This is a genomic window from Lentzea alba (assembly GCF_047445655.1).
Taxonomy (GTDB): domain Bacteria; phylum Actinomycetota; class Actinomycetes; order Mycobacteriales; family Pseudonocardiaceae; genus Lentzea; species Lentzea alba_A.
Genome location: NZ_JAJAEG010000019.1, coordinates 177,994 through 201,677 on the forward strand (window position 1 = coordinate 177,994; position 23,684 = coordinate 201,677).

The following is a 23,684-nucleotide window of genomic DNA, read 5'->3' on the forward strand; positions in this document are numbered from 1 at the left end:
CGGGCGGGGCCGGACTTGTCGTCCGGCCCCGCCCGGTCAGGCATAGCGCACTTCTAGAGTAGTGCGGTCACTTGGTCTGCCACTCGTTGGCGTTCCAAAGCGCGCCGTAGTAGCTCTGGAAGTAAACGCGGTCGAGCCCCTTGAAGGCCCACATGTTCGGCATCTGGAACAGCGGGAACGACGCGTAGGCACCGGCCAGCGCCTCGTCGGCCTCCTGGAAGTACTTCAGGGAGTCCGAGATCGACGTCTGCGAAACAGCCTGCTTCAGAGCCTCGTCGGCCTTCGGCACGGACAGGTTCTGCCAGTTCTGGCCACCACCGGTCTCGTAGATCGACTTCTTGCCGCTCTTGAACGGCGCGGAAGACCACGCGAACAGGGCGACGTCGTAGTCACCGGCGGAGACGCGCTCGTCGAGGAAGTTCGGGTCGGTGTCGTCCTTGACCTCGATACCGGCTTCCTTGCACTGACCCTGGATCAGCTCGACGGTCTGCTTGCGGCGCGGGATGTCGGTGTGGCTGATCCGGAAGGAGGCGCGGACGCCGTCCTTCGCGAACACGCCGTCGGCACCCTGCGTCCAGCCCGCGTCGCTCAGGATCTTCTTCGCCTCGGCCGGGTCACCCTTGGCCTTGTCGGCGTAGACGTCCTTGTAGCCCTCGTCCTTCGGGAAGAACACGAGGCTGCCGAGCGGCTTGGCGTCGGCCTGAACTTCGCTGATCAGCTTGTCGATGATGTCCTGGCGCTTGACGCACATGAAGAAGGCCTTGCGGACCTCTTCCTTCGACAGCACCGGGTGCTTCATCTGGATGTCGAGGTGCTCGAACGACAGGCCGGGGCCCGAGCCGAACGTGACACCCTGGGCGCTGAGGCCCTTCAGCTTGGTGGACGCGTTCGCGTCCGGCTGCGCGAAGGAGTTGACGGCGACCTCACCGTTCTCCAGCGCCTGCGCCTGCGCGACGGGGTCCGGGATCGCCTTCAGGACGATCGACTCCGGGCCACCCGGCTTGCCGACCCACTTGGGGTTGCGCTTCAGCGTCACCGACTGGTTCGGCTCGAACGCGGTCCAGGTGTACGGGCCCGCGGACGGCATGAGGTCCGCCGTGAAGCCGTTCCACTTCTCATTCCAGAACGCGGCCGCCTTCTCGATGTCGGCGGGCGCGCTGTCCTTCGTGAGCTTGGTGATGTCGGCGATGCCGGCCTGCTTCTCGAGGATGTGCGCCGGGAGAACGTCCGTGTTGAAGAGGCTCTCGTAGTCCGGGTACGGCGCCGAGAAGGTGCCGACGAACGTCTGGTCGTCCTTGCACTCACCGGTCATCAGGTCGGTACCGGTGGTGCCGGCCGGCTTGAAGTACTTCGAGCCGTCGGCCTTCTTGGCCTGGTTCGACTGGGTGAACCACGCCATGTAGAAGTCGTCGCAGTCCCAGGCTTCGCCGTCGGACCACTGGACGCCCTTCTTGAGCTTCCAGGTCACGACCTGCGGAGACTTCGAGGTGACCTCGACCGACTCCATGACATCCTTGTTCAGGATGACCTTGTTGTTGCCGTTGATGATGTGCGCACCCGGCTGCACCAGCACCAGCGCGAACGTGTTGTACGACTGGTTCGCATCTTCAGTCGCGTTGTTGTACGAGGTGACCGGCTTGTCCGTCGAGACGACGACCTGACCGCTCTGCTTCGTCTCCGGTGCGGTGTAGCCGTCCGCGGACTCGCCGCGAGCGGTGGCCATCTCCGCGATGCTGGCATCGCCGCCATCGGCGTCGTTGCTACCGCCGCCACCACCGCATGCACCCAGGACGAGAGCCGCGCTTGAAATCAGCGCGATCGCCGGTAGTGCTTTTCTCCTCATCGACACGTGCCCTCCTAGCACTGGGCGGCCGAGGCCTCTGTTCGGCATGCACGCCCATAACTGAGATGTGCCATACGCGCCCCGAACCGGCACATCGTGGCAGCACGTTATGAACCCGTTGAGGTGACGGTCACTACCTGACCGGGTGATCGTGACCCAATGGAAACGAGTTGTTGCACGCCGCAGTGGCCCGATTACCGGGCGCAGGCGTTCGTTGACCGGGCAGGAGGAATTCTGTCAACGACGTCGGCCGAAAGTAGCAACGCGTGAAGTCCGTTCGCAACGGGAATCTCACGCCTTGGCTACTTGTCGAGTCGTCGCCATTCAGGCGCGCCGCTGAGAACACCGGCAAGGGGTGCCCCGGTGTCAACCCCCGAAACGTTGGGAAGAACACCCAAAAGGTCGACCACCTGGAACAGCGGAACCGCAACGGCCTGAGCCTGAATCCGGGGCTCGATCCGCGCCAGCACGTCGCTCAGAAGCGCCTTGCCGCTGAGCGCCGAGTCGATCTCCGCCTGCATGGTCTGGTCGCAGAACCCGGCCGGATTCGCCGGGCTGGGCGTTCCACCGTCCGGAGCCTCCCCGGCACACCCGAACGCGCTCGCGAGGCCCGCCGCGGAGTCCCCGGCGTCCACCCGCGGCACCACCGCGATGTCGATGGCCTTCTCGATGAGCTGCTTGCCGAAGAGCTCGTCCGCGTCCGGCGTGACGACCTCGGCCTGGATGCCGCGCTCGTTGAGCTGGACCTTGATCCGGTTCGCGAGCCCGACGTACGGCTCGTGCTTCTCCGGAGCGGCGATCGTCAGCTTGAACGGCTGACCGTCCTTCGACCACCCGGTCTCAGTCCGCACGTACCCCGCCTCGGTGAGCAGCTGGTCGCTCAGCGCGGCGTTCAGCGTGTTGCCGGTGATGACCGGCTGGTACCCGGTGCGACTGGGCGGCACGACGTACGAGTCGGCTTTGAGCGACGGCCCGCTCTGGGTGCCGGACGCGATGAGCGCGTCCCGGTCGAGAGCCGCGACGATCGCCTTGCGGGTGGTGACGTCCTTGAGCCGATCACTGGCCGGCCGGAGCAGAACCTGCACGACCTCGTTGCGCGGCACGGGTTTCGTCGTGAGGTCCTTTATGGCCTTCATGGTGTTGACGTCCGAGGCGTCGGCCTTGAGGAGCACCGCCTGGTTGTCCCCTTTGGACAGTGACTTGGCCATGTCGCTGTGCGAGGCCCTGCGCAGCACGACCCGGTCCAGCGTGGTCGGCACCTCCCAGTACCGGTCGCTGCGCTCCAGGATCACCTCACCACGCGGCTCGTCGAGGCTCTTGACCGCGAACGGTGCGGCGGTGGCGGGGAAGCCCGTGGCGAGCACGTTCGACCAGGTGCCGGGGGCGTCCTTGAGCAGGTGCGCCGGCAGCAGGTTCGCGAACAGGCTGCGCCAGCCCGGGAACGGCTTGCCGAACGCGACCTCGACGGTCTTGCCGCCTTCTCGGGCACTGATGTTGTTGATGAGCCGGTATCCCGCCGGGTCCACCACTCCGGGCTCCGACCGCATGCGCTGCCAGAGGTAGTAGAAGTCCTCGGCGGCGATGGGGGCGCTGTCCGACCAGCTCGCGTCCTTGCGGATCGTGTACGTGACGGTGAACGGCTCGGCCTTGGTGACCTTCGCGCTGACCATGAGATTCCGGTCGAGCTGCGGTGCGCCGTCCGGGCCGTTGCGGAAGGGGCTGGGGAGCAGGAGTGAGCCCAGGGCCGTGGTGATCGGGCTTTGGGCTGCCAGCGAGTGCGGGTTGTAGCCGCCCGCCACGTCGTCCACGCCCACCACGATCTCGGTGACCTTCGGGCCCGTCGTGGTGATGACCGGGGCCTCGGACTTGGGGACCAGCGGTGGAGGTGGCGCGTTCGTGCACGCTGCGGCCCCGCACAGGATCGCGGCAGCCAGCACTCCCCCGAGTCGCCTCATGGTCCTCACATTGCCAGAAGGGTGGTGGTGGCGTGCGGGCAACCCAGGTCTTTCGTCACCCTCGCCGTGTTGGGGACGTTTGGGGGTTGGTGACGGTTGCTCGCTTCGGTTGGTAGTACGGCTTGGCGGGGTGGGTGGTTCGGGTCGGTTGGGTTTTCGTTTGGTGGTTCGGTTGCGTCGGTGGGCACCGGTTCCGGCGGGGTGGTCACCTGACGTGCGTTCCGTCACCTCGCGTCCGTGACCGTCAGCCCGCCGCCATGGACCCCACCGCCCATTGCCTGGGTCCGCCAGCCCGCTCGCACGGCCTCATGACCGCCCTTCCCCGCGTTCCCCAACGCCGCCAGCACCCCCACTGCCCCCGTTGCGCGGCCTGAGCGGACCCCGGACACGACAAAGGCGGCCAGACCATCAAGGCCTAGCCGCCCTTGTCAGGCGTTACCGCAGCGTGGCTCTCAGCCCCGCTGCTTCAAGCGCGAGCGCTCGCGGCCGCGCAGGTTCGCGTCCAGGGTCACCTTGCGGACGCGGACGACCTCCGGGGCGACCTCGACGCACTCGTCGAAGGCGCAGAACTCCAGGGCCTCCTCCAGCGACAGCTTGCGCGGGCGGGCCAGGGTTTCCATGACGTCCGCCGTGGAGGAGCGCATGTTCGTGAGCTTCTTCTCGCGGGTGACGTTGACGTCGAGGTCCTCGGCGCGCGGGTTCTCGCCCACGACCATGCCCTCGTAGGCGTCGGCGCCCGGCTCCACGAAGAACGTGCCGCGGTCGGCCAGCTGGATCATCGCGTACGCGGTGATCGAGCCGGAGCGGTCGGCGACCAGGGAGCCGTTGTGGCGGGTGCGGATCTCGCCCGCCCACGGGCCGTAGCCCTCGGAGACGGCGTTCGCGATGCCGGTACCGCGGGTCTCGGTCAGGAACTCGGTCCGGAAACCGATCAGGCCGCGCGAAGGGACCACGTAGTCGAGCTTGATGCGGCCGGTGCCGTGGCCCGACATGTTCTCCATGCGGCCCTTGCGGTTGGCCAGCAGCTGCGTGACGGCGCCGAGGTGCTCCTCGGGGCAGTCGACGGACAGGCGCTCGAACGGCTCGTGGATCTTGCCGTCGACCGTGCGCGTGACCACCTGCGGCTTGCCGACGGTCAGCTCGAAGCCCTCGCGGCGCATCTGCTCGACCAGGATGGCCAGCGCCAGCTCGCCGCGGCCCTGCACCTCCCAGGTGTCCGGGCGCTCGGTCGGGAGCACGCGGACGGAGACGTTGCCGACGAGCTCGGCGTCGAGGCGCGCCTTCAGCACGCGGGCGGTGAGCTTCGTGCCGCCGTTGCGACCGGCGAGCGGCGAGGTGTTCACACCGACGGTCATCGAGATGGCCGGCTGGTCGACCGTGATCCGGGGCAGCGCCTCGGGGGTCTCGGCGTCGGCCAGCGTGTCGCCGATGGTGATGTCCGCGATACCGGCGATGGCGACCAGGTCACCCGCGCGGGCGAACTCGGCGGGAACGCGGTCCAGCGCCTCGGTGATCAGGAGCTCGGTGATGCGGACCTTGACCGGCTCGCCGTCCTCGCGGCACCAGGCGACGGTCTCGCCCTTGCGCAGCGTGCCCTGGTGGATGCGGCACAGCGCGATGCGGCCGAGGAACGTCGAGGCGTCGAGGTTCGTGACCAGCGCCTGCAGCGGGCCGTCGACGTCGACGGTCGGCGCGGGGATGTGGTCCATCAGCACCTGGAACAGCGTGTCCAGGTTCTCCTCGTCCGGCAGGCCGCCGTCCTCGGGCTGGGTCAGCGAGGCACGACCGGCGCGCGCGGAGGCGTAGACGACCGGCAGGTCCAGCACGGACTCGTCCGCGCCGACCTCGGTCGCCAGGTCCAGCAGCAGGTCGTGGGCCTCGTCGACGACCTCGGAGATCCGGGCGTCGGGACGGTCGACCTTGTTGACCAGCAGGATCACCGGCAGGCCGGCCGCCAGCGTCTTGCGCAGGACGAACCGGGTCTGCGGCAGCGGACCCTCGGAGGCGTCGACGAGCAGGACGACACCGTCCACCATCGACAGCGCGCGCTCGACCTCACCGCCGAAGTCGGCGTGGCCGGGGGTGTCGACGACGTTGATGATCACGTCACCGTCAGGCGTGTGCCGCCTCACAGCCGTGTTCTTCGCGAGAATGGTGATGCCCTTCTCACGCTCGAGCTCGCCGGAGTCCATGACCCGGTCGACCAGCTCGGCACGCGCGGAGAAGGCGCCGGACTGGCGCAGCATGGCGTCGACCAGCGTGGTCTTGCCGTGGTCGACGTGCGCGACGATCGCGACATTGCGCAGGTCAGTGCGCGTCTGAAGGGCAGGCGCGGTGGCCGTGGGCACGCAGAACTCCTAGAGCTTCGAAGGCGTTGGAGGGGCTCGCGCCGGACACGTCAATGCGCACAGCCGTACACCAGAGTAGCGGCCGCGTCGGCATTACCACACAAGAGTGCCTAGTGAAGTGAGCCTCACCTACTCTAGCGACACGTGTCGGAGTGGAGTGCAACCAGTGGGTAAAAAGCTCAAGAAGAAGTGCTGCCGGTCGAAGCCGCAATGCAAGCGCTGCCCGGTGCCCTTCCTGCTCAAGGAGCGGGACAAGGCCCGCAAGGAGGCAGCGAAGAAGGCGGCGAAGGCGGCCAAGAAAGCTCTGAAGAAGGCCGCTTGATGCGGCTGGCGCTCGTGGCCCTGCTGCTGCTGGCCGCCACCGCCGGTGAACCCGTCTCCGCACCTCGCGCGTACCTCGACACCGCACTCGACCTGCTGCAACAGCACTCCGTGGAGAGCTCGAAAGCCGACTGGCGTCGACTGCGTGCCGAAGCTCACCGTGACATCGCGCACGCACAACGGCCCGCCGACACCTATCGCGCCATCAACCGGGTGATCTCCGCGCTCGGCAACCCGCACACCCTCCTGCTCGCCTCGGCCAACGGCGGCGCGCCGTCCTCGACCCCCACCGCGCCGAGCGGCCGGATGATCGGCACGACCGCGTACCTGCGACTCCCGGAGACCTCTTCGGACAACGGCGAGGCGTACGTCGAGTCCGGCCGGCGCCTGCTGGGTGATCTCGTCGCCGCCCGCCCGCGGGGCTGGGTCGTCGACCTGCGCGGCAACGGCGGTGGCGACATGCACCCGATGCTCACGGTGGTCGCGCCGCTGCTGGGCGAGGGCAGGGCCGGGGCGTTCGTCAGCCCGAACGGCACCACCAGGGACTGGGGCGTGCGGGACGGCCACGTCTTCAACGGCGACGAGGTCTCGTTTCCGCAGGTGACGATGCCTGCTGCGGTCAACGGGCCGGTGGCGGTGCTGATCGGCGGCCAGACCGCGAGCTCAGGCGAGGCGGTGCTGATCTCGTTCATCGGCGCGGCGAACGCGCGCAGCTTCGGCGAGCCGACCGCGGGCTTCGCGACGGCCAACGAGAGTTTCGAACTGTCCGACGGCGCGCGGCTCGCGATCACCACGGCGCACATGGCCGACCGCACCGGCAGGACGTACGGCAACACCCCGATCGCCCCGCACACGCTCGTGGACAGCAAAGGAGCGCTCGACGCGGCGATCGAGTGGCTGGCCGAACAGACCTAGTGCTGCAGCACGGCCTCGTTCAGCTTCATGAGCTCGGGCGCCGTCCGCGTCGCCTCGAACTCGCAGATCTCGTACTTCACCAGCTTCTGCTCAGCCCACGGGTCCGTGGCGAGCAGCGCGTCGAGCTTGCCGCGGGGCATGGGCCGCGTGATGATCACGCCGCCGACCCTCGGCACCTGACGCCCCGAGGCGAGGAACAGGCCCCGCTCGTACTGCTTCTCGACCCAGGCCCGATGGTCGGGGAGGGCGTAGTCGATCTGTTCCAGCGGCGCGACGTACTTCAGCAGCACGATGAACATCCTTCAACGGTAGCCCTATACTCGTGATCGTGCGCACTCTGAACACCTCATGGCAGGCCGCTTTCAGGCGGCCGGAGTAGCTGTGCGCTAACCCAGACACAGGCCGCCCGAGACGGGCGGCTTTTTTGTGCGTTGCGTCCGGGCGGTCCTTCACGGAAGGACCAACATCATGATCCGGCTTTCGGCGATCACCCCCTCCGGCCAGGTCCACCTGGGCAACTACCTGGGCGCCCTGCGGACGTGGGCTCGTGAGGGCACGAAGGACGACGTGTACTTCATCAGCGACCTGCACGCGATGACGTCGTCGCACAACCCGCAACGCCTGCGATCCCTGACCAGGGAGCAGTTCGCCGTGCTCATCGCCTGCGGCATCGAACCCGAGAGCACCTGTGTGCAGAGCGATCTGATCAAAGAGCTGGGAGCCCTCAACTGGGTCCTGGAGTGCACCTGCACCTATGGCGAGGCCGCGCGCATGATCCAGTTCAAGGAGAAGTCGCTCGGCCGCGAGTCCGTGCGCCTCAGCCTGCTCACCTACCCGGTGCTGATGGCCGCGGACATCCTGCTGCAGGGCACCGCCGAGGTCCCGGTCGGCGAGGACCAGCTCCAGCACGTCGAACTGGCCCGCGCCCTCGCCAAGCGCTTCAACAACGCGTACGGCGAGGCGTTCCTCGTGCCGACCGCGGTGCTGCCGAAGGTGGGCGCGCGCATCAAGGACCTGTCGGACCCGACGCGCAAGATGGACAAGTCCGCGCAGAGCTCCGCGGGCGTCGTGTTCGTGCTCGACGAGCCGGACCTGGTGCAGCGCAAGATCCGCCGTGCCGTCACGACGACGGAGGGCATCACGAACCTGACCGAGATCCTCACCTCCTGCACCGGCAAGGAGCCCGAGGACTACACGAGCAGGTTCGCCGACCTCAAGAACGTCGTGGCCGAAGCGGTGATCGAGGAGCTCCGCCCGGTCCGCGACCGCACGCTGGCCCTGCTGGCCGACCCGGCGGAACTCGACCGCATCCGCGCAGCGGGCGCGGCCAGGGCCCGCGAACGCGCCCAGCACCGCCTGGACGCGGCCCTGCGCCTCTCCGGACTCAAATGAGGAGCTGCTGAAGGGCCGGCACCAGCACCCGGTCCGCGGGCAGCCAGTCCGTCGACGGCAGCTCGTCGGCGGTGAGCCACCGAACAGCGTTGTGCTCCAACGCTTCCGGCTCACCGCCGACGAGCTCCGCCGCAAAGATCCGCAACACCATGTCCTTCTTCAACGGCACGTCCGGCCCGACCTGCGCGCCGACCTCGACCGGTACCCCGAGCTCCTCGACGCACTCGCGAACCAACGCCTCTTCGGGCTTCTCCTCCGGCTCGACCCGCCCACCGGGCAGTTCCCACTGCCCCGCATGACTTTCCGGATAGGCCCGCTGCTGCGCCAGCAACCGTCCACCCCGGACGATCGCCGCACCCACGACAACCCGAGCCTCGCTCAGCTCCCGGCACCGCTCCGCCAGCAACGCCGAGCGCTTCTCCAGCACCCGCAACGCCATCCCACGCCCGACCGTGACATCGGCGAACCGCCCGACCACACCACCCACGGTCGCCCAGGAGACGCGGTCGACCACCATCGTCCCGGCCCCGGTCACCACAAGATCCGTGTGCAGCTCCAAGAACTCCCCAGCAGCCGACACCCCGGACAGATCCGCACGGGTGACCGTCAGCTTCACCCCGAACGGCCCGGTGAGCACATCCCCGAGGCACAACAGCGCCCCAGGCACCTTCACCCCGAACCCGGTGATCAGCGAGGTCTCCAACAAGGCACCCGCAACAGCGGCAACAGGCGCGTCGACCAGCGCCGACGCTCGCAACTCTGGCACCGCGCCTTGCTACCAGGACGGCCAGCGGATCTCCAAACGCGCACCACCAGCAGGTGACTCCGCCGCCCGAACGGACCCCCCACGCCGCAACACGAGATGCGACACCAACGCCAGTCCGAGCCCGAACCCACCAGACGAGCGCCCGCGATCCTCTTCCACCCGATAAAACCGCTCGAACACCTTCGCCCGATGCTCAACGGGAATCCCGTGCCCGTCATCGTCCACGAGCAACCGAACGTCCCGCCCAACCGGCACCAACGTCATCGTGATCGTCGAATAAGCGTGCCGAGCCGCGTTCCGCAACAGGTTGTCCAGCACCAGCTCAACCTCAGACCGCGCAGCACTGACGAGACAGGCCGACGGCGGAGCGTTCAACCGCACCAACAACTCCGTGTCGAGCCGCCCGATCGCGGCCTCGGCCTCCAACACCAAATCCACCGCCTCAGCCCGAGGCGGCGCCCCCGTGTCCGCCCGAGCCAGGATCAACAACGCCTCCACCAGCGCGCTGAGCCGAATCGACTCCTCGACAACGGACTCCAGCACCTCGATCGAGAAGTCCGGATCCGGATGCGCCACAGCAACCTCGGCCTGCGCCCGCACGGACGCCACCGGCGACCTCAACTCGTGCGCAGCATCCCCGGTGAACCGCCTGAGCCGATCACTGGCCTCATCCCTGCGAGCCAGCAACGCGTTCAACGCCTCCGCCAACGCCTGCAACTCATCCCGCGAAGGCGGCACCGGCAACCGCTCCCCGTGCGGCAACGCCCCAGCCGCAACCCGCATCCGCTCAACCGGCAACAACGACGACCGAACCGCCAACCAGGTGGCAATCCCCACCAACCCGGCCACCAACACAGCAGCAACAGCCAACCACCGCGTCCCCAACGTGTTGGCCTTCTCGTACCCCAGCAACGTACTTCCGTACACCTCAAGTCGAGGCGTCCCGTCCGCGGCGAAAACCACCCGCCCCCGCCACCGCTGCGCCGAGGCCCCCTCCAACCGCAACACCGGCTCGCCGGACTTCAACGTCCGAATGTCCTGCACGGTCAACGGAAGCGGCGGCCCACCATCCACCGGCACCCCGGACACGTCCAGCACCCGAGGCTGCGCCCGATCCAGCTCCTGATCCACCGCAGTGATCTGAATCAGCCCGATCAACGCAGGCGCCAACCCCGTGAACGCCAGCAAGCACAACAACGCCACCCCGGTTGCCACCACGGTGATCCGAAAGCGCAACGTGCGCCGCAACCACCAGCGGCGAGGACTCACTTGTTCCCCAACGCACTGTCCAAGTCCGGAGTGGACGCTATGTACCCGTGCCCGCGAATCGTCCTAACAACTTCCCCAGCCCCCACAGCATCCAACTTGCGCCTGAGGTACCCCACGTAAACCTCAACCGCATTCCGCGTAGCGGCCTGCTCGTCCCCCCAAACAGTCCGCAACAACTCGTCCTTGGTCACCACCGACCCAGCCCGAGAAGCCAACACGTCCAGCACCGCATACTCCCGCGGGCTCAACGACACGTCCTGCCCACCCCAACTGACCTCGCGCAACCCGCGATCGATCACGAGCTCCCCGAGCGTCAACCTCCGCCGAGCCCCACCCCCGCGCCGAAGCAACGCCCTGACCTGCGCAACCAACACGACAAAGCTGAACGGCTTGACCAGATACCCATCGGCCCCGAGATCCAGCCCGTCCGCCTGATCGATCTCTCCATCTTTCGCCGACACCATCAACACCGGCGTCCGCACCCCGTCAGCCCGCATGCGCTGCAACACCCGGTACCCCGACAGCCCGGGCAACATGATGTCCAACAACACGACATCAAACGCCCCGGTCAGGGCCACCCTCAACGCCGTGGGCCCGTCAGCGGCAGTGACAACTTCCATGCCCTCAGCCGCCAGCCCACGCTCCAACGCCCGACGCACGCCGACTTCGTCGTCCACGACCAGAACCCGAGGCTTCACAGGCACAGCATGCCGCGCTCTCAGCTTCACCGCCCGCAACATCTCAGCCGACTCTCAGCAACGCCCGGCAGCGCGAAGCCGTCCCGCCCTTACGGGACGGGTGAGCCATCCGCCCTTACGCAACGGTGGGCCCACCGCTCTTGTGCGATGCCGCAGGCGAGCCGCCCCGATGGCGAAGCCGAGGCATGCTTTTCCGTGTGGTCCGGTGGGTCCCGTCACGAGTCGTGCCTGATCGTGTGCCGCTCGCTCCTGGCGCGACTCGCGACGGGGCCCACCGGACCGCACCCCCTACGCAACAGCAAGCCGCCCAAAGCAACAGAGAGGATGTTGTGGCGGGATCACCTGAGCTGGTCTGACCCTCAAAGCAACAGGCGTGCCATCAACCCGCCCGCGGCGCTGGCCCCCTGATCAGATTGGCAGGGGGTCTGGGGACAGAGCCCCCAGGGGAAGCACGCAAGGCGAACTCGCCGCCCGCAAAGCGACTGTCCTGTCCAGCCGAACATTGCGGTGTCCAGGGCAAGTTTGCGGTGCTTGCTACGGCGTCCGAGCTAGTTTGCGGGCCGCCACACGTTCTGCCTGAAGTTGGCGCATTCTCAACAACCGCGTTGGTTGTTTGCCAACGGCCTGTAGCGCCTGTACGCAGCCTAAAGGTCAGGGCAAGCATGCCGCGACCTTGCGGCCACCCATGTGCCACGCCGTAGTTAGGCGGCCTCCAGGACGAAGAACATGAAGCTCAGGAATGCCCCGGAGGGGAAACTCGCCATCTCGTCGGGAAAGAGTTCGTGGGCTTCCGGCGCCGGAGGCGGCTCGCTGATGACGGCGGTGCGGAAGCCTGCTGCGGTGAAGGCATCGGTCATCGCGTGCAGCGGCCGGTGCCAGTAGGTGAGCACGGCCTTCTGGCCGTTGAAGTTGTACTCGTCGGACCACTTGGTGGTCGCGAAGTAGTCAGTCTCGCGATGCACCATCTTGAGGAGGATGGGGTGGTTGACGACCACGATCAGCCGGCCACCGGGCTTCAGCACCCGCCGCAGCTCAGCCAGAGGTGCGGTCCAGTCCTCCAGGTAGTGCAGCACCAAAGCGGCGACGGCGTCGTCGAACGCGCCGTCGGGGTACGGCAGCGGGCCCGTTATGTCGGCGACCCGCAGGTCCACGTCGTCGCCGAGCCGCTGCCGGGCCAGCTCCACCATCTTGGCGCTGCGGTCGAAGCCGCTCACGACGGCTCCCCGATCACGTAGCGCCACGGACACAGGACCAGCACCGCAGCCGGCGTCGAGAATTCGTCGACCGGCCACGTCGCCGGCCAGGTCCACGATCGCGGGCCGGACGTAGTAGGCGTTGAGGAGGCTGGTCTCGTTCTCGGCCGTGTACGCCTCGGCGAAGCCGTCGTAGTCGTTCTCCACGGCCACATCGGCGATGACGGCGGAGCTCTCGGGAATGGCAGGCATGTTTCCCATACTGCCCAGTGATCAATCAGGGCGCCAGGAGATCATCTCCCTCGCCAATCGCCCGCTTGGGCAGCGCGCTCCCATCAGCCCAGGTCAACGCCACGCTCCCCGGCATCGAAGGAGACACCCTCGCGCTCGCAGGCGAGCAGTTCGAACGCCCACAGCCAGTGTCCTCACCGTTCTGGGACACCGCGATCGAGCCGATTCCCTGGCCTCCCCGACCACNACGCTCCCCGGCATCGAAGGAGACACCCTCGCGCTCGCAGGCGAGCAGTTCGAACGCCCACAGCCAGTGTCCTCACCGTTCTGGGACACCGCGATCGAGCCGATTCCCTGGCCTCCCCGACCACGACAGACGGTTCGTTCCCGCCCTGGCCCTTGGCCAACATCGACGACCCAGGGCCAGGAATCCGCAAACTAGCCCTGGACAACAGCCGTCCGCATCCGTCCGCGCTACCTTGCGGACCGCAGCTCACAGATCTGCACCACCGCAAACTTCAGCTGGACGAGACAGCGACCACCCGCACGGTCGCGCCTAGCAAGGTCGTGTCTCGCAAAGCCGCCGCCCGCAAGCCAACCACCCGCCCGGTCGCGGATCGCAAAGCGACCACGCGCACGCAACGGCACCACCTACGGACTCGCAACCGGCGGCCGCCAACGCAATGCAACCACCCACGAAACCGGCGCGAACCCCCAGGTCAGACTAGTCTCAGCACCATCTCAGCAACCCACCCCCAAGCTAGAACCACAAGCCCTTGGAGGAGGGGACCCAAAAGATGAACAAGCGAAAGGTGACCCTGGCCGCAGCAGCGGCCGGTGTGCTCACCGGCGCAGCAGGCCTCAGCCTGCTAGCCATGCCAGCAGGCGCAGGCCAGCCACCATCTCTCCCAGCAGTCTCAGCCGAGACCCTGGTGGAGCAGGTCCTAACCGCAAAACCAGGCGCGTTCGGCGGCACCGTAGAGGTCGACAACAAGCTGGGCCTCCCAGCAATCGCCGAGATCCCGCAACTGGCAGACGGCAAGCACAGCGCACGAATCTGGACGGACGGCAACGGCAAGTTCCGCCTGGCCCTGCCCAACGGCCAGTCAGAACAAACCATCGTCAACGACGGCACGACAACGTGGTCCTGGAACTCGGAGGACAACGAGGTCACCAAGTCCGAGAACGGCAAGGACGAGGGCAAGGACCAGAAGCCGACCCCGAACTCCGAGGAGCAGAAGGCGATCGACCCGGCCACCGCGGCCAAGGAGTTCGTCACCATGACCAAGGAGTTCAGCGACATCACGGTCGACGGGACCGCAAGGGTCGCCAACCGCGCTGCCTACGAGCTGGTCCTGACCCCGAAGGCCACCGAGAAGACCCTGATCCGCGAGGTCAGGATCGCGGTGGACTCCGAGCTCAAGATGCCGCTCAGGGTCGCAGTCCTGACCAACGGCACCGCTGACCCCGTCGGCCAGGTCGGCTTCAGCGAGATCAACGTCGGCCAGCAGGACGCGAAGCTGTTCGAGTTCACGCCGCCGGCCAACGCCGAGGTCACCACGCCGGAGGCCAAGGAGGCCGAGGGCCGTCACAAGGTGCCCGAGGCAGGTCTGGAAGCAGCCCTGCAGGGCAAGGACCCGCAGTTCTTCGGCACCGGCTGGGACACCGTGGTCGGCGCGAAGATCCCCGCGGAGGCCATGACCCAGGTGCCGGCCGAGGCACAGGGCCTGGTCGACAGGTTCACCAAGAAGGTGAGCGGCGCGTGGGGTAGCGGCAAGCTGTTCAACACCAAGGTCGCCACGATCCTGATCGCGGACGACGGCCGTGTTGTCGCGGGTGCCGTTCCGGAGCAGGTTCTGTTCGACACGATCGGACAGGTGAAGTGACCACCTCGACCAGCGCGCCGGTGACAGCGCCTACGCAACAGGCTGTCGCCGCGCGGACCAAAGGTCTGCGCAAGGAGTACGGCAGCACGGTCGCCGTGGACCGGGTCGACCTCGAACTTCCGGAGGGGGCCGTGCTCGGCATGCTCGGCCCCAACGGGTCGGGCAAGACGACCACGATCCGGATGCTGCTCGGGTTGGTCCGGCCCACCAAGGGGGAGATCGAGCTGCTCGGCAAGCCGTTGCCAGACGGTGCCGAGCACGCGCTGCCGCACGTTGGCGCGCTGGTCGAGGGTCCGGGGTTCCACCCGTTCCTCAGTGGTCGGGAGAACCTCATCCGCTGTGCCGCGTTCGAGCCGCTCCTCAACAAACGCGACATCAAACAATCTGTTGAGGACGCTCTCGAACGCGTCGGGCTCGCCCAGGCCGCGCACCGCCGGTACCGGGGCTACTCGCTCGGCATGAAGCAACGCCTCGGCCTGGCCGCGGCGTTGCTCGTGCCGCGCAAGCTCGTCGTCCTCGACGAGCCGACCAACGGCCTCGACCCGGCCGGCACCAGGGAGATCCGCAAGATCATCGCGGAGCTGCACGCGTCGGGCAGCACCGTCCTCGTCTCCAGCCACCTGCTGAGCGAGGTCGAGGCGACCTGCACGCACGTCGCGGTGCTCCACCGGGGAACCGTTGTGGCGCAAGGAGAACTGACCGAGCTGCTGCAGGCGGGCGGTTCGGCGCTCCAGGTCATCACCCCGGACGTCGAAACGGCGCTCAGCGCACTCCGGCAAGCCAGGATCTCGGGTCGGCCGCTCGGCGACGGGCTGCGGGTCGAGCTCGCCGGAACCAGTGCGCCGCAGGTGATCGAGACGCTGGTGAAGGCCGGCGTCCAGGTCTTCGAGGCCACGCGGTGGAAGACCGGTCTGGAGGAGCTCTTCGCGCGGCTCACCGAGGCCGAGGAGGCCGAGCGCGGAATGTCCGCTGTGGACACGCTGGACGGGGGACCGCGATGATCACGCGTCAGTTCGGTTCCGAGGTCCGGTGGATGCTGCGCCGGCCGCGAACCCTCATCGGGTTGTTCGGGCTGGTCCTGGTGCCGATCATCATCAGCTTCGGCATCTGGACCGCCGGCGACGACGGCGGTGGCGGGCCGGGTCTCTCCGCGATCATCCAGGGCAACGGCCTGGTCGTGCCGATCTTCACGCTGTTCCTGTCGATCAACCTGTTGCTGCCGCTGGTGGCGTCGATCTGGGCGGCGGACGGGCTCGCGGGCGAGGCGCAGCACGGCACGTTGCGCGGGCTGCTGGTCGCACCGGTCTCCCGCGTGCGGTTGCTGTTCGTGAAGCTGTTCGGGCTCACCGCGATGTCGCTCTTCGCCGTCACGCTGATGGCGGTCGTGGGCATCATCGCCGGCACCGCGTTCCTGGGCAGCGGCAACGGCATGATGACCCTCTCCGGCACCACGCTGGGCACCGGGGAAGGCCTGCTGCGCATCGCGTTGTTCGTCGTGCTGGTGACGTTCCAGATGGTGGCGATCGGCGCGGTCGCGCTGGCGGTCTCCGCCACGACCGAGCATCCGCTGGTGGTCCAGGCGGCGACGATGGTGTCGATCATCGTGTTCCAGGTGCTGGGGCAGTTCCAGTCGCTCGACTGGCTGCACCCGTTCCTGATCACGACCGGGTTCCCGGGCCTCATCGACGTCATGCGCGATCCGATCCCGCTCGACCAGATCTGGGACAGCACGCTGCTCGCGGGCTGCTACCTGCTGATCGGCACGGGTCTGGCGGCCATCCGTCTCGTCACCAAGGACAGCTAGCGGCCAAAATGATTCAACGCCGGAAGCCGCCTTCGCTGTTGATCACCTCACCGGTGATCCACGCGGCGTCGTCGGTGCAGAGCCAGGAGATCAGCCGGGCGGGGTCGTCCGGCTGACCCCAGCGGCCGAGCGGCATCTTCTGCCGCACCAGCTCGTTCAGCTCAGGTCCTGCCCAGCCGGTGTCGACGGGGCCGGGGTTCACCGCGTTGACGGTGATCCCCCGCCCCACCAGCTGGTACGACAGCGTCTCCACGATCGACGACAACGCACCCTTCGACGCCGCGTACGCGACCTCGCTCGGCATCGCCCCGCGATCCTGCCCGGACGTCATGAACACGATCCGCCCGCCGGTCGAGCCGCTCCACTGACGCACAAACGCTTGCGCCAACAGGATCGAAGACCGCGTGTTCACCGCGTAGTGCCCGTCGATCATCTCCGCGGTCAGCTCGCCCAACGGCCCGTCACCACCAGACCGCGCGTGATTGCACACCAGCACGTCAACGCGCCCATAAGCCTCAACGGCAGCCGCCATGAGTTGATCAGGCGCGTCAGGATCGGCCAGGTCGACGCCCATCCCGACCACGCGCCCATCGATGCTCGCGAGCACCTCGTCCACGGAATCCGCGCCCCACGGCTGAGAAGCGTCGTGCGCCACGTGATGCTGAACGAACAGGTCAGCACCCAGCCCGGCCAGCCGCGAAGCGATCGCGTACCCGATGCCCTGCCGCCGGCTCACACCCGTGACCAGCGCGACCCGTCCCCCAAGAAGTCCCATGGCGGACATGCCTACCCGACCCGTGCGACGCCGTCCAAGTCAATTGCGAGCCGCACCCGGTCCCCGACGGACACCGGCCCGACAGCCTCGTACTCGTCGCCGTCGATCTCCACGAGCAACCGCACGTGATCCCGCCGGTGCACCCGTTCCAGCACCGTGCCCTCCAGCGGCCCCGACGGATCCACCCGCAACGCCGTCGCCCGCAACCCGACCCGTTCCGCGTCCACCCCGACGAACGAGCCGGGCACGAACTTGTTGCACCCCAGGAACTTCGCCGTCTCCACATCCACCGGCGACGACCACACCTCGGCCGGCGGACCGACCTGCACGATCCGGCCGCGCGACATGATCGCCACCCGATCGGCCAGCGTGAACGCCTCGTCGTGGTCGTGCGTCACGACCAGCGCCGTCGTGGCGGCCTCCCGCAACAACCGCGCCAGGTCGACCGCGAGCTGCTCCCGCAACGCCCGGTCCAGCGCCGACAACGGCTCGTCCAGCAACAACAACCGCGGCGACGGCGCCAACGCCCTGGCCAACGCCACCCGCTGCTGCTCACCACCGGACAGCTGCGTCACGCGCCGATCCGCATAGCCTTCGAGCCCGACCAGCTCCAGCAGGGACAACACCCGCTTGTCCCGCGACTCGCGCTCGACCTTCTGCATCCGCAGCCCGAACGCCACGTTCCCGGCGACCGACCGGTGCGGGAACAGCTGCCCGTCCTGGAAGACCAGCCCGAACTCGCGCCGGTGCACGGGCACGCCGGCCAGATCGTCCGAATCCCACCGCACCACACCGGAAGAAGGCTTCTCCAGCCCGGCGATCGTGCGCAGCAACGTCGACTTGCCGCATCCCGACGGCCCGAGCAGCGCGACGACCTCGCCGTCCGCCACCTCCAGGGACACGTCGGACACCGCCGCCGTCTGTCCATAACGGACGGTGATCGAGTCAAGTGCCAGCGCCATCAGAACTCCCCGCTGCTCGGCACGCGCAGCCGCTCGATCAGCAGCACGCACCCGACCGTGACGACCATCAGCAGCGCACAGGACGCATAGGCCATCTGGCTGTTCAACTCCCCCGGCCGCGACATCAGCCGCGCGATCACCACCGGCAACGTCGGTGCGTCCGGCCGCGCCAGGAAGCTCGTCGCCCCGAACTCCCCCAGCGCCACCACGTACCCGAACCCGGCCGCCGCCACCAGCGAACGCCCGACCAGCGGCAGATCCACCTCACGCCACACCCGCAGCGGCGAGGCTCCCAACGTCGCGGCCGCTTGCCGCAGCCGTTCGTCGACCGCCCGCAACACCGGCAGCACCATCCGCACGATCAACGGCGTCACGACCAGCGCCTGCGCCAACGGCACGAGCAACGGCGACGTCCGAAAGTCGCCGGGCAGCGCGTCCATCGTGACCAGGTACCCGAAGCCGACCGTCACCGCGGAAACACCCAGCGGCAACATCAACGCCGTGTCGAGCACCTCGGCGATCCGTCCGCCGGACCGCCGCAACCCGACCAGCACCACAGCCGAGAACACCCCGACCAGCAACGCCACGAGCGTCGCGTCGAAGGCCGTCCGCAGCGAGTTCACCGCCGCGTCGATGCCGGTCACCGCCAACGTCCCGCGATCACCTCGGGTCGCCAGCGCGGCATATCCGGCGAAGCTCCAACCGTCCCGAGTGGACAGCGACTTCGTGATCAGCCCGACGACCGGCGTCAACAACGCCACCACGACCGCCGCAGCGGCGAAGACGACGTACCACTCGCCACCGGACGGTCGCCGAGCCAGCTCTTCCCTGCCGCGCAACGACAACGCGGTCTCGCGGCGCCGCCTGGCCAACGCGCCCAGCACCAGCACGGCCAGCACCGCGGCGAACTGCAGCAACGACAACGCCGCCGCGCCGGACAGGTCGAAGAGCTCGACCGTCCGGAGGTAGATCTCGGTCTCCAGCGTCCGGTACCGCGATCCACCGAGGACCAGCACCACACCGAAACTGGTGGCGCAGAACAAGAACACGACCGCGGCCGCAGACCCGATCGCCGGCGCCAACGCCGGCAGCACGACCGACAGGAACGCCCGCGGCCTCGACGCCCCGAGGGCCCGTGCCGCGTCCTCGGCCCGCCGGTCCGTGTGCGCCCACAGCCCGCCGACGGTCCGCGCGACCACAGCGACGTTGAAGAACGCGTTCGCCAGCACGATCGGCAGGACGCCGCCATCCGGCCAGAACGTCCGGAACGCCAGACCCACCACCACGGTCGGCAGCACGAACGGCACCATCACGGCCGCCCGCACGAACCCGAGGCCGCGGATCTTGCACCGCGCCAGCACGAACGCCACCGGCATCCCGGCGAGCACCGCCACCAGTGTCGAGGCGGCGGCCTGACCGAGGGTGAAGCCGACGAGCTCCCAGGTCTCGCCCGAGAACAGCGCCTTCAGCACACCGCCTTCGCCCAGGCCCAGAGTGATGATCGCGAGCACCGGCCAGGCGAAGAACAGCGCCAGGAAGGCCAGCGGCAACAACGCCGCCGCTGACCAGCCAAAACGCGAGCTCAGCGTCGAGCTCAGCCCTGCACGAGCTTGCGCCACTGCTCGACCCACGCCTCGCGGTTGTCCTTGACCTTGTCCGCGGGCAGCGACTGCGGGTTCGTCGGCAACGGCGCGTCCTTGGCCCACGACTCGGGCAGCGCGACGCCCTCACGTGACGGGTAGACGTACATCTGCTCGGCCACCTGGGCCTGGAACTTCTCGCCCAGCAGGAAGTCCAGCACCTTCTGCGCGTCCGCGGAGTTCTTCGCCCCGGTCAGCACGCCCGCGTACTCGACCTGCCGGTAGCAGGTGCCCAGCACGGCCTTGGTCTTCCCGCCCTCGGCAGACGGCGACGACGCGTACGAGACGACGATCGGCCGCGTGCCACCGGTGGCGGAGAACTCCTGGTTGTAGGCCTCTTCCCAGCCGCTCACGACCTTGACGCCGTTGGCCTTGAGCTTGGTCCAGTAGTCCTGCCAGCCGTTCTCGCCGAACTTCGCGATCGTGCCGAGCAGGAACGCGAGGCCGGGCGAGGACGTGGCCGGATTCTCCACGACCAGCTTGTCCTTGAACTTCGGGTCGGCCAGGTCCTCGTACGAGGTCGGCTCGACGCCGCCGAGCTTGGCCGGGTCGATGTTCAGGCACACGTCACCGACGTCGACGGCCTGCAGGCGGTTCGAATCGTCGACCTTGTACCGCTGAGCGCCCTTCGAGGCCTCCGGCGAGGCGTACTCGGCGAACACGCCCTCGGCCAGCGCCCGCGAGGCGAACGTCGAGTCGACGCCGAACGCGACGTCACCGATCGGGTTCGCCTTCGTGAGCACCAGCTTGTTCGTGAGCTCGCCGGCGTCACCGCTCGCGATCTGCTTCACGGTGATGCCGGTGGCCTTCTGGAACTCGTCCAGCAGGCCTTCTTTCACGACGAACGAGTCGTGCGTCACCAAAGTGACCTCGTGCGTCTGCGGCGCGGTCGAGGTACCGGCCGAACAACCGGTCAGTGCCGAACCGAACAAGGCGACGGCAGCGAGAACAGCCCAAATCCTTCTCATCACATCTCCCTACGCCGGTATGACCCGGATCAGGTGGACGGTCGAGGGCTTGCGAGCCCTCCTCTCAGCCCGGCGCTTCACCGGACTCCCGTGGCAAACGCGCAGCTTACGTGACGTGGTGGGACGATCAGGACATGGCCGAGCTGTTGAGCGACGATCAGTTGAACGACGTGCTGCCCAAACTGCCCGACTGGACCGCCCAGGACGCGGCGCTGGTCCGGACGGTGGAGCTGGCGACCTTCCCGCAGGCGATCATGGTGGTGAACCGGGTCGCGGAGATCGCCGAGAACGACAACCACCACCCGGACATCGACATCCGCTACAAGACCCTGACATTCCGCCTGAGCACCCACTCCAAGGGAGGAATCACCGCGCTCGACGTATCTCTCGCCGAGGAAATCGACGGAGTCCTGGACGCCTTGGCCTGATTCGGTCAAGATATGCGCTGCCGCCGCCCGCGGAAATGAGAGGGAACACCCTCATGCGGTTGCGCACACCGATTTTCGTCGTCGCGCTGGCTGGCAGTCTCCTGATCGCACCGGCGGCCGCTCAGGCCGTGCCGTGTGCCGTGACGGACACGATGATCAAGGCCAGCGCGGCGTGGGTCACCAAGGGCACCGACCTCAAGGCGAACAGCTGGTCCAACGCGAACTTCCACGTCGGCAACATCGCTCAGGTGCGGACCACCGGCATCAGCAACCACAAGACGTGGCCGTGGGTGAAGGCGAACAACTTCCTGCTGCCGCTCGACCCGGCGAACCCGTACGCCCCGGACCCCCAGTCGAGCGGTGAGGCCTACCTGGCCGTGTCGTTCTTCCACCCGGAGCCCGAGGTGCTCCAGCCGTTGCGGGACAACCTGCGGGCCCAGGCGAAGAGCGGCCGAACGGACTACTGGAAGTCGCCGGACGCGCTGACCATGTCGCTGCCGTCGTTCACCGAGGTCGCCGTGCGCGACCTCGACCAGGACCTGCTCGACTACTCGTACCGGTCCTACCGCAGCCTGAAGAAGCGCACGTTCAACGAGGCCACCGGCCTGTGGAGCCTGAACGTGCAGACCAACGCCTGGGCCGTGCAGGGGCTGGCCAAGGCGATGCTGATGCTGCCGAAGGACAACCCCTACCGCGCCGACTACGCCAAGACGCTGCGCAAGTCCGCGCAGACGTTGAAGCACCTGCAGCGCCACGACGGCTTCTGGGGCGCCACGGGCAAGGACTCGGCGGCCACCGCGATGATCACCTACGCGTTCGCGGCGGGCATCAACGCTGGCGTGCTGGACCGCGACACCTACCTGTCCCACGTGCAGAAGGGCTGGCAGGCGCTGCAGACCGCGCTGGACGCCGACGGCCTGCTCGGCTGGACGGCGGCCCGCAACTCCTGGAAGCCGGCCTCAGCCGGCGACAGCGCTGGGTTCGCTGTCGGGAGCTTCCTTCTCGCTGGGCAGCAGCTCGTCCCGCTTACGCCTGGTTGCTAGCCCGATCGCGACCAAAGTCAGCATCCCTGCCAGCGGATAACCCCAGCCGAGCAGCGCGTAGTACCAGGGGCGGGGGAAGTCCCAGATGTTCGGCTGGGCGTTCAGCAGGAACGACACCAGGTAGCCGCCGGTCGCCAGCACCCAGAGGCCGGCGGTGATCTTGCACAGGAGGTGCTCGCCCTCGTAGATCATCCACAGGAGGGCGGGCACCATCCACACCCAGTGGTGGCTCCACGAGATCGGCGAGACCAGCAGGCCCAGCATCTGCACGCTGATGATCAGCGCCAGCACGTCCTTGGTCTTGCTGACCGCGAACCACGTCAGCGCGGCCGCGACGAGCACGCCGAGGACGTAGAGCACGCCGGTCTTCACGTCGTACCCGACCGTGCGGCTCAGTGCCCCGCGCATCGACTGGTTGATCGCGCTGCCGACCGGCCCGACCCGGCTCGCGTCACCGAGCAGCTGGAACCAGAACTTGTCCGACTGCGCCGGCGAGAGCGCCCAGCCGATGCCGTAGACCGCCGCGAAGGCGACGAACGACCAGACGGCGGCCATCCACCGGCGTTGGACGAGGAAGAACAGCCCGGAGATCGCGGGCGTCAGCTTGATGCCCGCCGTGAAACCCACACCGGCGCCGCCGACCCAGTTCCGCGCGCTCGCGAGCGTGCCGATCAGGATCGCCACCAGCACCAGGTTGATCTGGCCGTAGTTGAGCGTGGTGCGCACCGGCTCGATCCACAGCGTGAGCGCCGTCCACAGCATCACGCGGCGCGGGTCGTCGAGCTTCAGCAGCTTCAGGCTCGTGCGCACGATGTAGTACAGGCAGCCGAGGCAGATGATCTGCCAGATCCACCGCGACGCCTCCCACGGCACCCAGCTCATCGGCGTGAAGATCGCCGCAGCGAACGGCGGGTACGTGAACGGCAGCGGGAACACGTCCGCGTACTGCTCGAGCCGCCACTCGTAGAGGTCGCCCTTCCACAGGTGCGGCGATCCGTTGCGGTAAACCAACAAGTCGATCATGGTCATCTTGACCTGGAACTGGACCAGGAGCAGGTGCCCGACCACCGACAACGCGAGCAACCACGGTGCTACGGAGAGCACACGCGCTTCCACAGCACGGAGTTTCACCCCGAAAACGTTACCCGACGCAACGTTCGCGGGTACCCCGGCGTCATAAGGACGGGAGAGATCGCAAGAGGGAGTTTTTTCAGTCATGTCTGTTGATCTTGTAGTTGCCGCTGTCG

At 67.8% G+C, this 23,684-nt stretch carries 21 protein-coding genes and 1 riboswitch; of the genes, 8 read left to right on the forward strand and 13 right to left on the reverse strand.

All coding sequences use genetic code 11. The annotated features are described in order from the left end of the window. Window positions 1-67: 67 nt before the first annotated feature. The 3 genes from LFM09_RS30120 to typA all read right to left on the reverse strand — a co-directional run bounded on the left by LFM09_RS30120 (window position 68) and on the right by typA (window position 6,146). Complete coding sequence (locus LFM09_RS30120; RefSeq protein WP_414099953.1) at window positions 68-1,843, reverse strand: ABC transporter family substrate-binding protein; 1,776 nt, start codon at window positions 1,841-1,843, stop codon at window positions 68-70. 302 nt (window positions 1,844-2,145) lie between these two features. Further along, the gene (locus LFM09_RS30125; RefSeq protein ID WP_414099954.1) at window positions 2,146-3,798 is read right to left on the reverse strand and encodes an ABC transporter family substrate-binding protein; all 1,653 of its coding nucleotides are present in this window, start codon (window positions 3,796-3,798) and stop codon (window positions 2,146-2,148) included. A gap of 452 nt (window positions 3,799-4,250) precedes the next feature. Next, window positions 4,251-6,146, reverse strand: coding sequence for a translational GTPase TypA (gene typA, locus LFM09_RS30130; protein ID WP_414099955.1), 1,896 nt, complete (start codon window positions 6,144-6,146; stop codon window positions 4,251-4,253). Between the two features lie 166 nt (window positions 6,147-6,312). Between typA and LFM09_RS30135 the strand changes: the two genes are divergently transcribed. Beyond that, window positions 6,313-6,468 (forward strand): hypothetical protein, encoded by a 156-nt coding sequence (locus LFM09_RS30135; protein ID WP_414099956.1) that lies wholly within the window; start codon window positions 6,313-6,315, stop codon window positions 6,466-6,468. Further along, window positions 6,468-7,382 carry a S41 family peptidase gene (locus tag LFM09_RS30140; protein ID WP_414099957.1) on the forward strand — a complete coding sequence of 305 codons (915 nt, stop codon included), beginning with the start codon at window positions 6,468-6,470 and terminating at the stop codon, window positions 7,380-7,382. Before LFM09_RS30135 ends, LFM09_RS30140 begins: the two co-directional genes overlap by 1 nt. Here the strand turns inward: LFM09_RS30140 and LFM09_RS30145 are convergent. After that, a complete protein-coding gene (locus LFM09_RS30145) occupies window positions 7,379-7,681 on the reverse strand; it encodes a YciI family protein (protein ID WP_414099958.1) in 303 nt (100 codons plus the stop codon). The two genes, LFM09_RS30140 and LFM09_RS30145, sit on opposite strands and share 4 nt — an antisense overlap. 169 nt (window positions 7,682-7,850) lie before the next feature. Here LFM09_RS30145 and trpS point away from each other — a divergent pair, with 169 nt between their 5' ends. Further along, complete coding sequence (gene trpS, locus LFM09_RS30150; protein ID WP_414099959.1) at window positions 7,851-8,774, forward strand: tryptophan--tRNA ligase; 924 nt, start codon at window positions 7,851-7,853, stop codon at window positions 8,772-8,774. Here trpS and LFM09_RS30155 read toward each other — a convergent pair. The 4 genes from LFM09_RS30155 to LFM09_RS30170 form a co-directional block, all read right to left on the reverse strand. After that, window positions 8,767-9,540 carry a (deoxy)nucleoside triphosphate pyrophosphohydrolase gene (locus LFM09_RS30155; RefSeq protein ID WP_414099960.1) on the reverse strand — a complete coding sequence of 258 codons (774 nt, stop codon included), beginning with the start codon at window positions 9,538-9,540 and terminating at the stop codon, window positions 8,767-8,769. The genes trpS and LFM09_RS30155 overlap by 8 nt on opposite strands. 9 nt (window positions 9,541-9,549) lie before the next feature. Then, window positions 9,550-10,809: a sensor histidine kinase gene (locus tag LFM09_RS30160; RefSeq protein WP_414099961.1), complete on the reverse strand. Its 1,260-nt coding sequence runs from the start codon at window positions 10,807-10,809 to the stop codon at window positions 9,550-9,552. Then, window positions 10,806-11,549 (reverse strand): response regulator transcription factor, encoded by a 744-nt coding sequence (locus LFM09_RS30165; RefSeq protein WP_414099962.1) that lies wholly within the window; start codon window positions 11,547-11,549, stop codon window positions 10,806-10,808. The genes LFM09_RS30160 and LFM09_RS30165 overlap by 4 nt, the downstream gene beginning before the upstream one ends. Window positions 11,550-12,208: 659 nt before the next feature. After that, window positions 12,209-12,952, reverse strand: coding sequence for a class I SAM-dependent methyltransferase (locus tag LFM09_RS30170; protein WP_414099963.1), 744 nt, complete (start codon window positions 12,950-12,952; stop codon window positions 12,209-12,211). A 776-nt stretch (window positions 12,953-13,728) separates the two neighbouring features. Between LFM09_RS30170 and LFM09_RS30175 the strand changes: the two genes are divergently transcribed. Genes LFM09_RS30175 through LFM09_RS30185 form a run of 3 tightly spaced genes read left to right on the forward strand, consistent with a single transcriptional unit; the run spans window position 13,729 to window position 16,621 of the window. Next, the gene (locus tag LFM09_RS30175) at window positions 13,729-14,817 is read left to right on the forward strand and encodes a LolA family protein (protein ID WP_414099964.1); all 1,089 of its coding nucleotides are present in this window, start codon (window positions 13,729-13,731) and stop codon (window positions 14,815-14,817) included. Next, window positions 14,814-15,818: an ABC transporter ATP-binding protein gene (locus tag LFM09_RS30180; protein ID WP_414099965.1), complete on the forward strand. Its 1,005-nt coding sequence runs from the start codon at window positions 14,814-14,816 to the stop codon at window positions 15,816-15,818. Before LFM09_RS30175 ends, LFM09_RS30180 begins: the two co-directional genes overlap by 4 nt. Then, a complete protein-coding gene (locus tag LFM09_RS30185; protein WP_414099966.1) occupies window positions 15,815-16,621 on the forward strand; it encodes an ABC transporter permease in 807 nt (268 codons plus the stop codon). The genes LFM09_RS30180 and LFM09_RS30185 overlap by 4 nt, the downstream gene beginning before the upstream one ends. Before the next feature lie 13 nt (window positions 16,622-16,634). On the opposite strand, the gene LFM09_RS30190 is transcribed toward LFM09_RS30185, so the two are convergent. The 4 genes from LFM09_RS30190 to LFM09_RS30205 all read right to left on the reverse strand — a co-directional run bounded on the left by LFM09_RS30190 (window position 16,635) and on the right by LFM09_RS30205 (window position 20,966). Beyond that, the gene (locus LFM09_RS30190) at window positions 16,635-17,396 is read right to left on the reverse strand and encodes an SDR family oxidoreductase (protein ID WP_414099967.1); all 762 of its coding nucleotides are present in this window, start codon (window positions 17,394-17,396) and stop codon (window positions 16,635-16,637) included. An 11-nt stretch (window positions 17,397-17,407) separates the two neighbouring features. Further along, window positions 17,408-18,358, reverse strand: coding sequence for an ABC transporter ATP-binding protein (locus LFM09_RS30195; RefSeq protein WP_414099969.1), 951 nt, complete (start codon window positions 18,356-18,358; stop codon window positions 17,408-17,410). Further along, complete coding sequence (locus LFM09_RS30200) at window positions 18,358-19,977, reverse strand: ABC transporter permease (RefSeq protein ID WP_414099983.1); 1,620 nt, start codon at window positions 19,975-19,977, stop codon at window positions 18,358-18,360. Before LFM09_RS30200 ends, LFM09_RS30195 begins: the two co-directional genes overlap by 1 nt. Further along, a complete protein-coding gene (locus tag LFM09_RS30205; protein WP_414099970.1) occupies window positions 19,953-20,966 on the reverse strand; it encodes a thiamine ABC transporter substrate binding subunit in 1,014 nt (337 codons plus the stop codon). The genes LFM09_RS30200 and LFM09_RS30205 overlap by 25 nt, the downstream gene beginning before the upstream one ends. Further along, a riboswitch (TPP riboswitch) is annotated at window positions 20,954-21,068 on the reverse strand. It overlaps the preceding gene by 13 nt. Window positions 21,069-21,100: 32 nt before the next feature. Here LFM09_RS30205 and LFM09_RS30210 point away from each other — a divergent pair. Continuing rightward, the gene (locus tag LFM09_RS30210) at window positions 21,101-21,394 is read left to right on the forward strand and encodes a 4a-hydroxytetrahydrobiopterin dehydratase (RefSeq protein WP_414099971.1); all 294 of its coding nucleotides are present in this window, start codon (window positions 21,101-21,103) and stop codon (window positions 21,392-21,394) included. A 59-nt stretch (window positions 21,395-21,453) separates the two neighbouring features. Next, window positions 21,454-22,437, forward strand: coding sequence for a glycoside hydrolase family 88 protein (locus LFM09_RS30215; protein WP_414099972.1), 984 nt, complete (start codon window positions 21,454-21,456; stop codon window positions 22,435-22,437). Here LFM09_RS30215 and LFM09_RS30220 read toward each other — a convergent pair. After that, the gene (locus LFM09_RS30220) at window positions 22,354-23,568 is read right to left on the reverse strand and encodes a mannosyltransferase (RefSeq protein WP_414099973.1); all 1,215 of its coding nucleotides are present in this window, start codon (window positions 23,566-23,568) and stop codon (window positions 22,354-22,356) included. The two genes, LFM09_RS30215 and LFM09_RS30220, sit on opposite strands and share 84 nt — an antisense overlap. Window positions 23,569-23,684 lie beyond the last annotated feature (116 nt).

What these genes read in the sequence shown, in the direction of transcription:
- LFM09_RS30195 (WP_414099969.1), bottom strand. Translation starts at nt 18,358, where the DNA reads ATGGCGCTGGCACTTGACTCGATCACCGTCCGTTATGGACAGACGGCG.
- LFM09_RS30210 (WP_414099971.1), top strand. Translation starts at nt 21,101, where the DNA reads ATGGCCGAGCTGTTGAGCGACGATCAGTTGAACGACGTGCTGCCCAAA.
- trpS (WP_414099959.1), top strand. Translation starts at nt 7,851, where the DNA reads ATGATCCGGCTTTCGGCGATCACCCCCTCCGGCCAGGTCCACCTGGGC.
- LFM09_RS30140 (WP_414099957.1), top strand. Translation starts at nt 6,468, where the DNA reads ATGCGGCTGGCGCTCGTGGCCCTGCTGCTGCTGGCCGCCACCGCCGGT.
- LFM09_RS30205 (WP_414099970.1), bottom strand. Translation starts at nt 20,966, where the DNA reads ATGAGAAGGATTTGGGCTGTTCTCGCTGCCGTCGCCTTGTTCGGTTCG.
- LFM09_RS30120 (WP_414099953.1), bottom strand. Translation starts at nt 1,843, where the DNA reads ATGAGGAGAAAAGCACTACCGGCGATCGCGCTGATTTCAAGCGCGGCT.
- LFM09_RS30145 (WP_414099958.1), bottom strand. Translation starts at nt 7,681, where the DNA reads ATGTTCATCGTGCTGCTGAAGTACGTCGCGCCGCTGGAACAGATCGAC.
- LFM09_RS30165 (WP_414099962.1), bottom strand. Translation starts at nt 11,549, where the DNA reads ATGTTGCGGGCGGTGAAGCTGAGAGCGCGGCATGCTGTGCCTGTGAAG.
- LFM09_RS30125 (WP_414099954.1), bottom strand. Translation starts at nt 3,798, where the DNA reads ATGAGGCGACTCGGGGGAGTGCTGGCTGCCGCGATCCTGTGCGGGGCC.
- LFM09_RS30170 (WP_414099963.1), bottom strand. Translation starts at nt 12,952, where the DNA reads ATGCCTGCCATTCCCGAGAGCTCCGCCGTCATCGCCGATGTGGCCGTG.
- LFM09_RS30190 (WP_414099967.1), bottom strand. Translation starts at nt 17,396, where the DNA reads ATGGGACTTCTTGGGGGACGGGTCGCGCTGGTCACGGGTGTGAGCCGG.
- LFM09_RS30175 (WP_414099964.1), top strand. Translation starts at nt 13,729, where the DNA reads ATGAACAAGCGAAAGGTGACCCTGGCCGCAGCAGCGGCCGGTGTGCTC.
- LFM09_RS30185 (WP_414099966.1), top strand. Translation starts at nt 15,815, where the DNA reads ATGATCACGCGTCAGTTCGGTTCCGAGGTCCGGTGGATGCTGCGCCGG.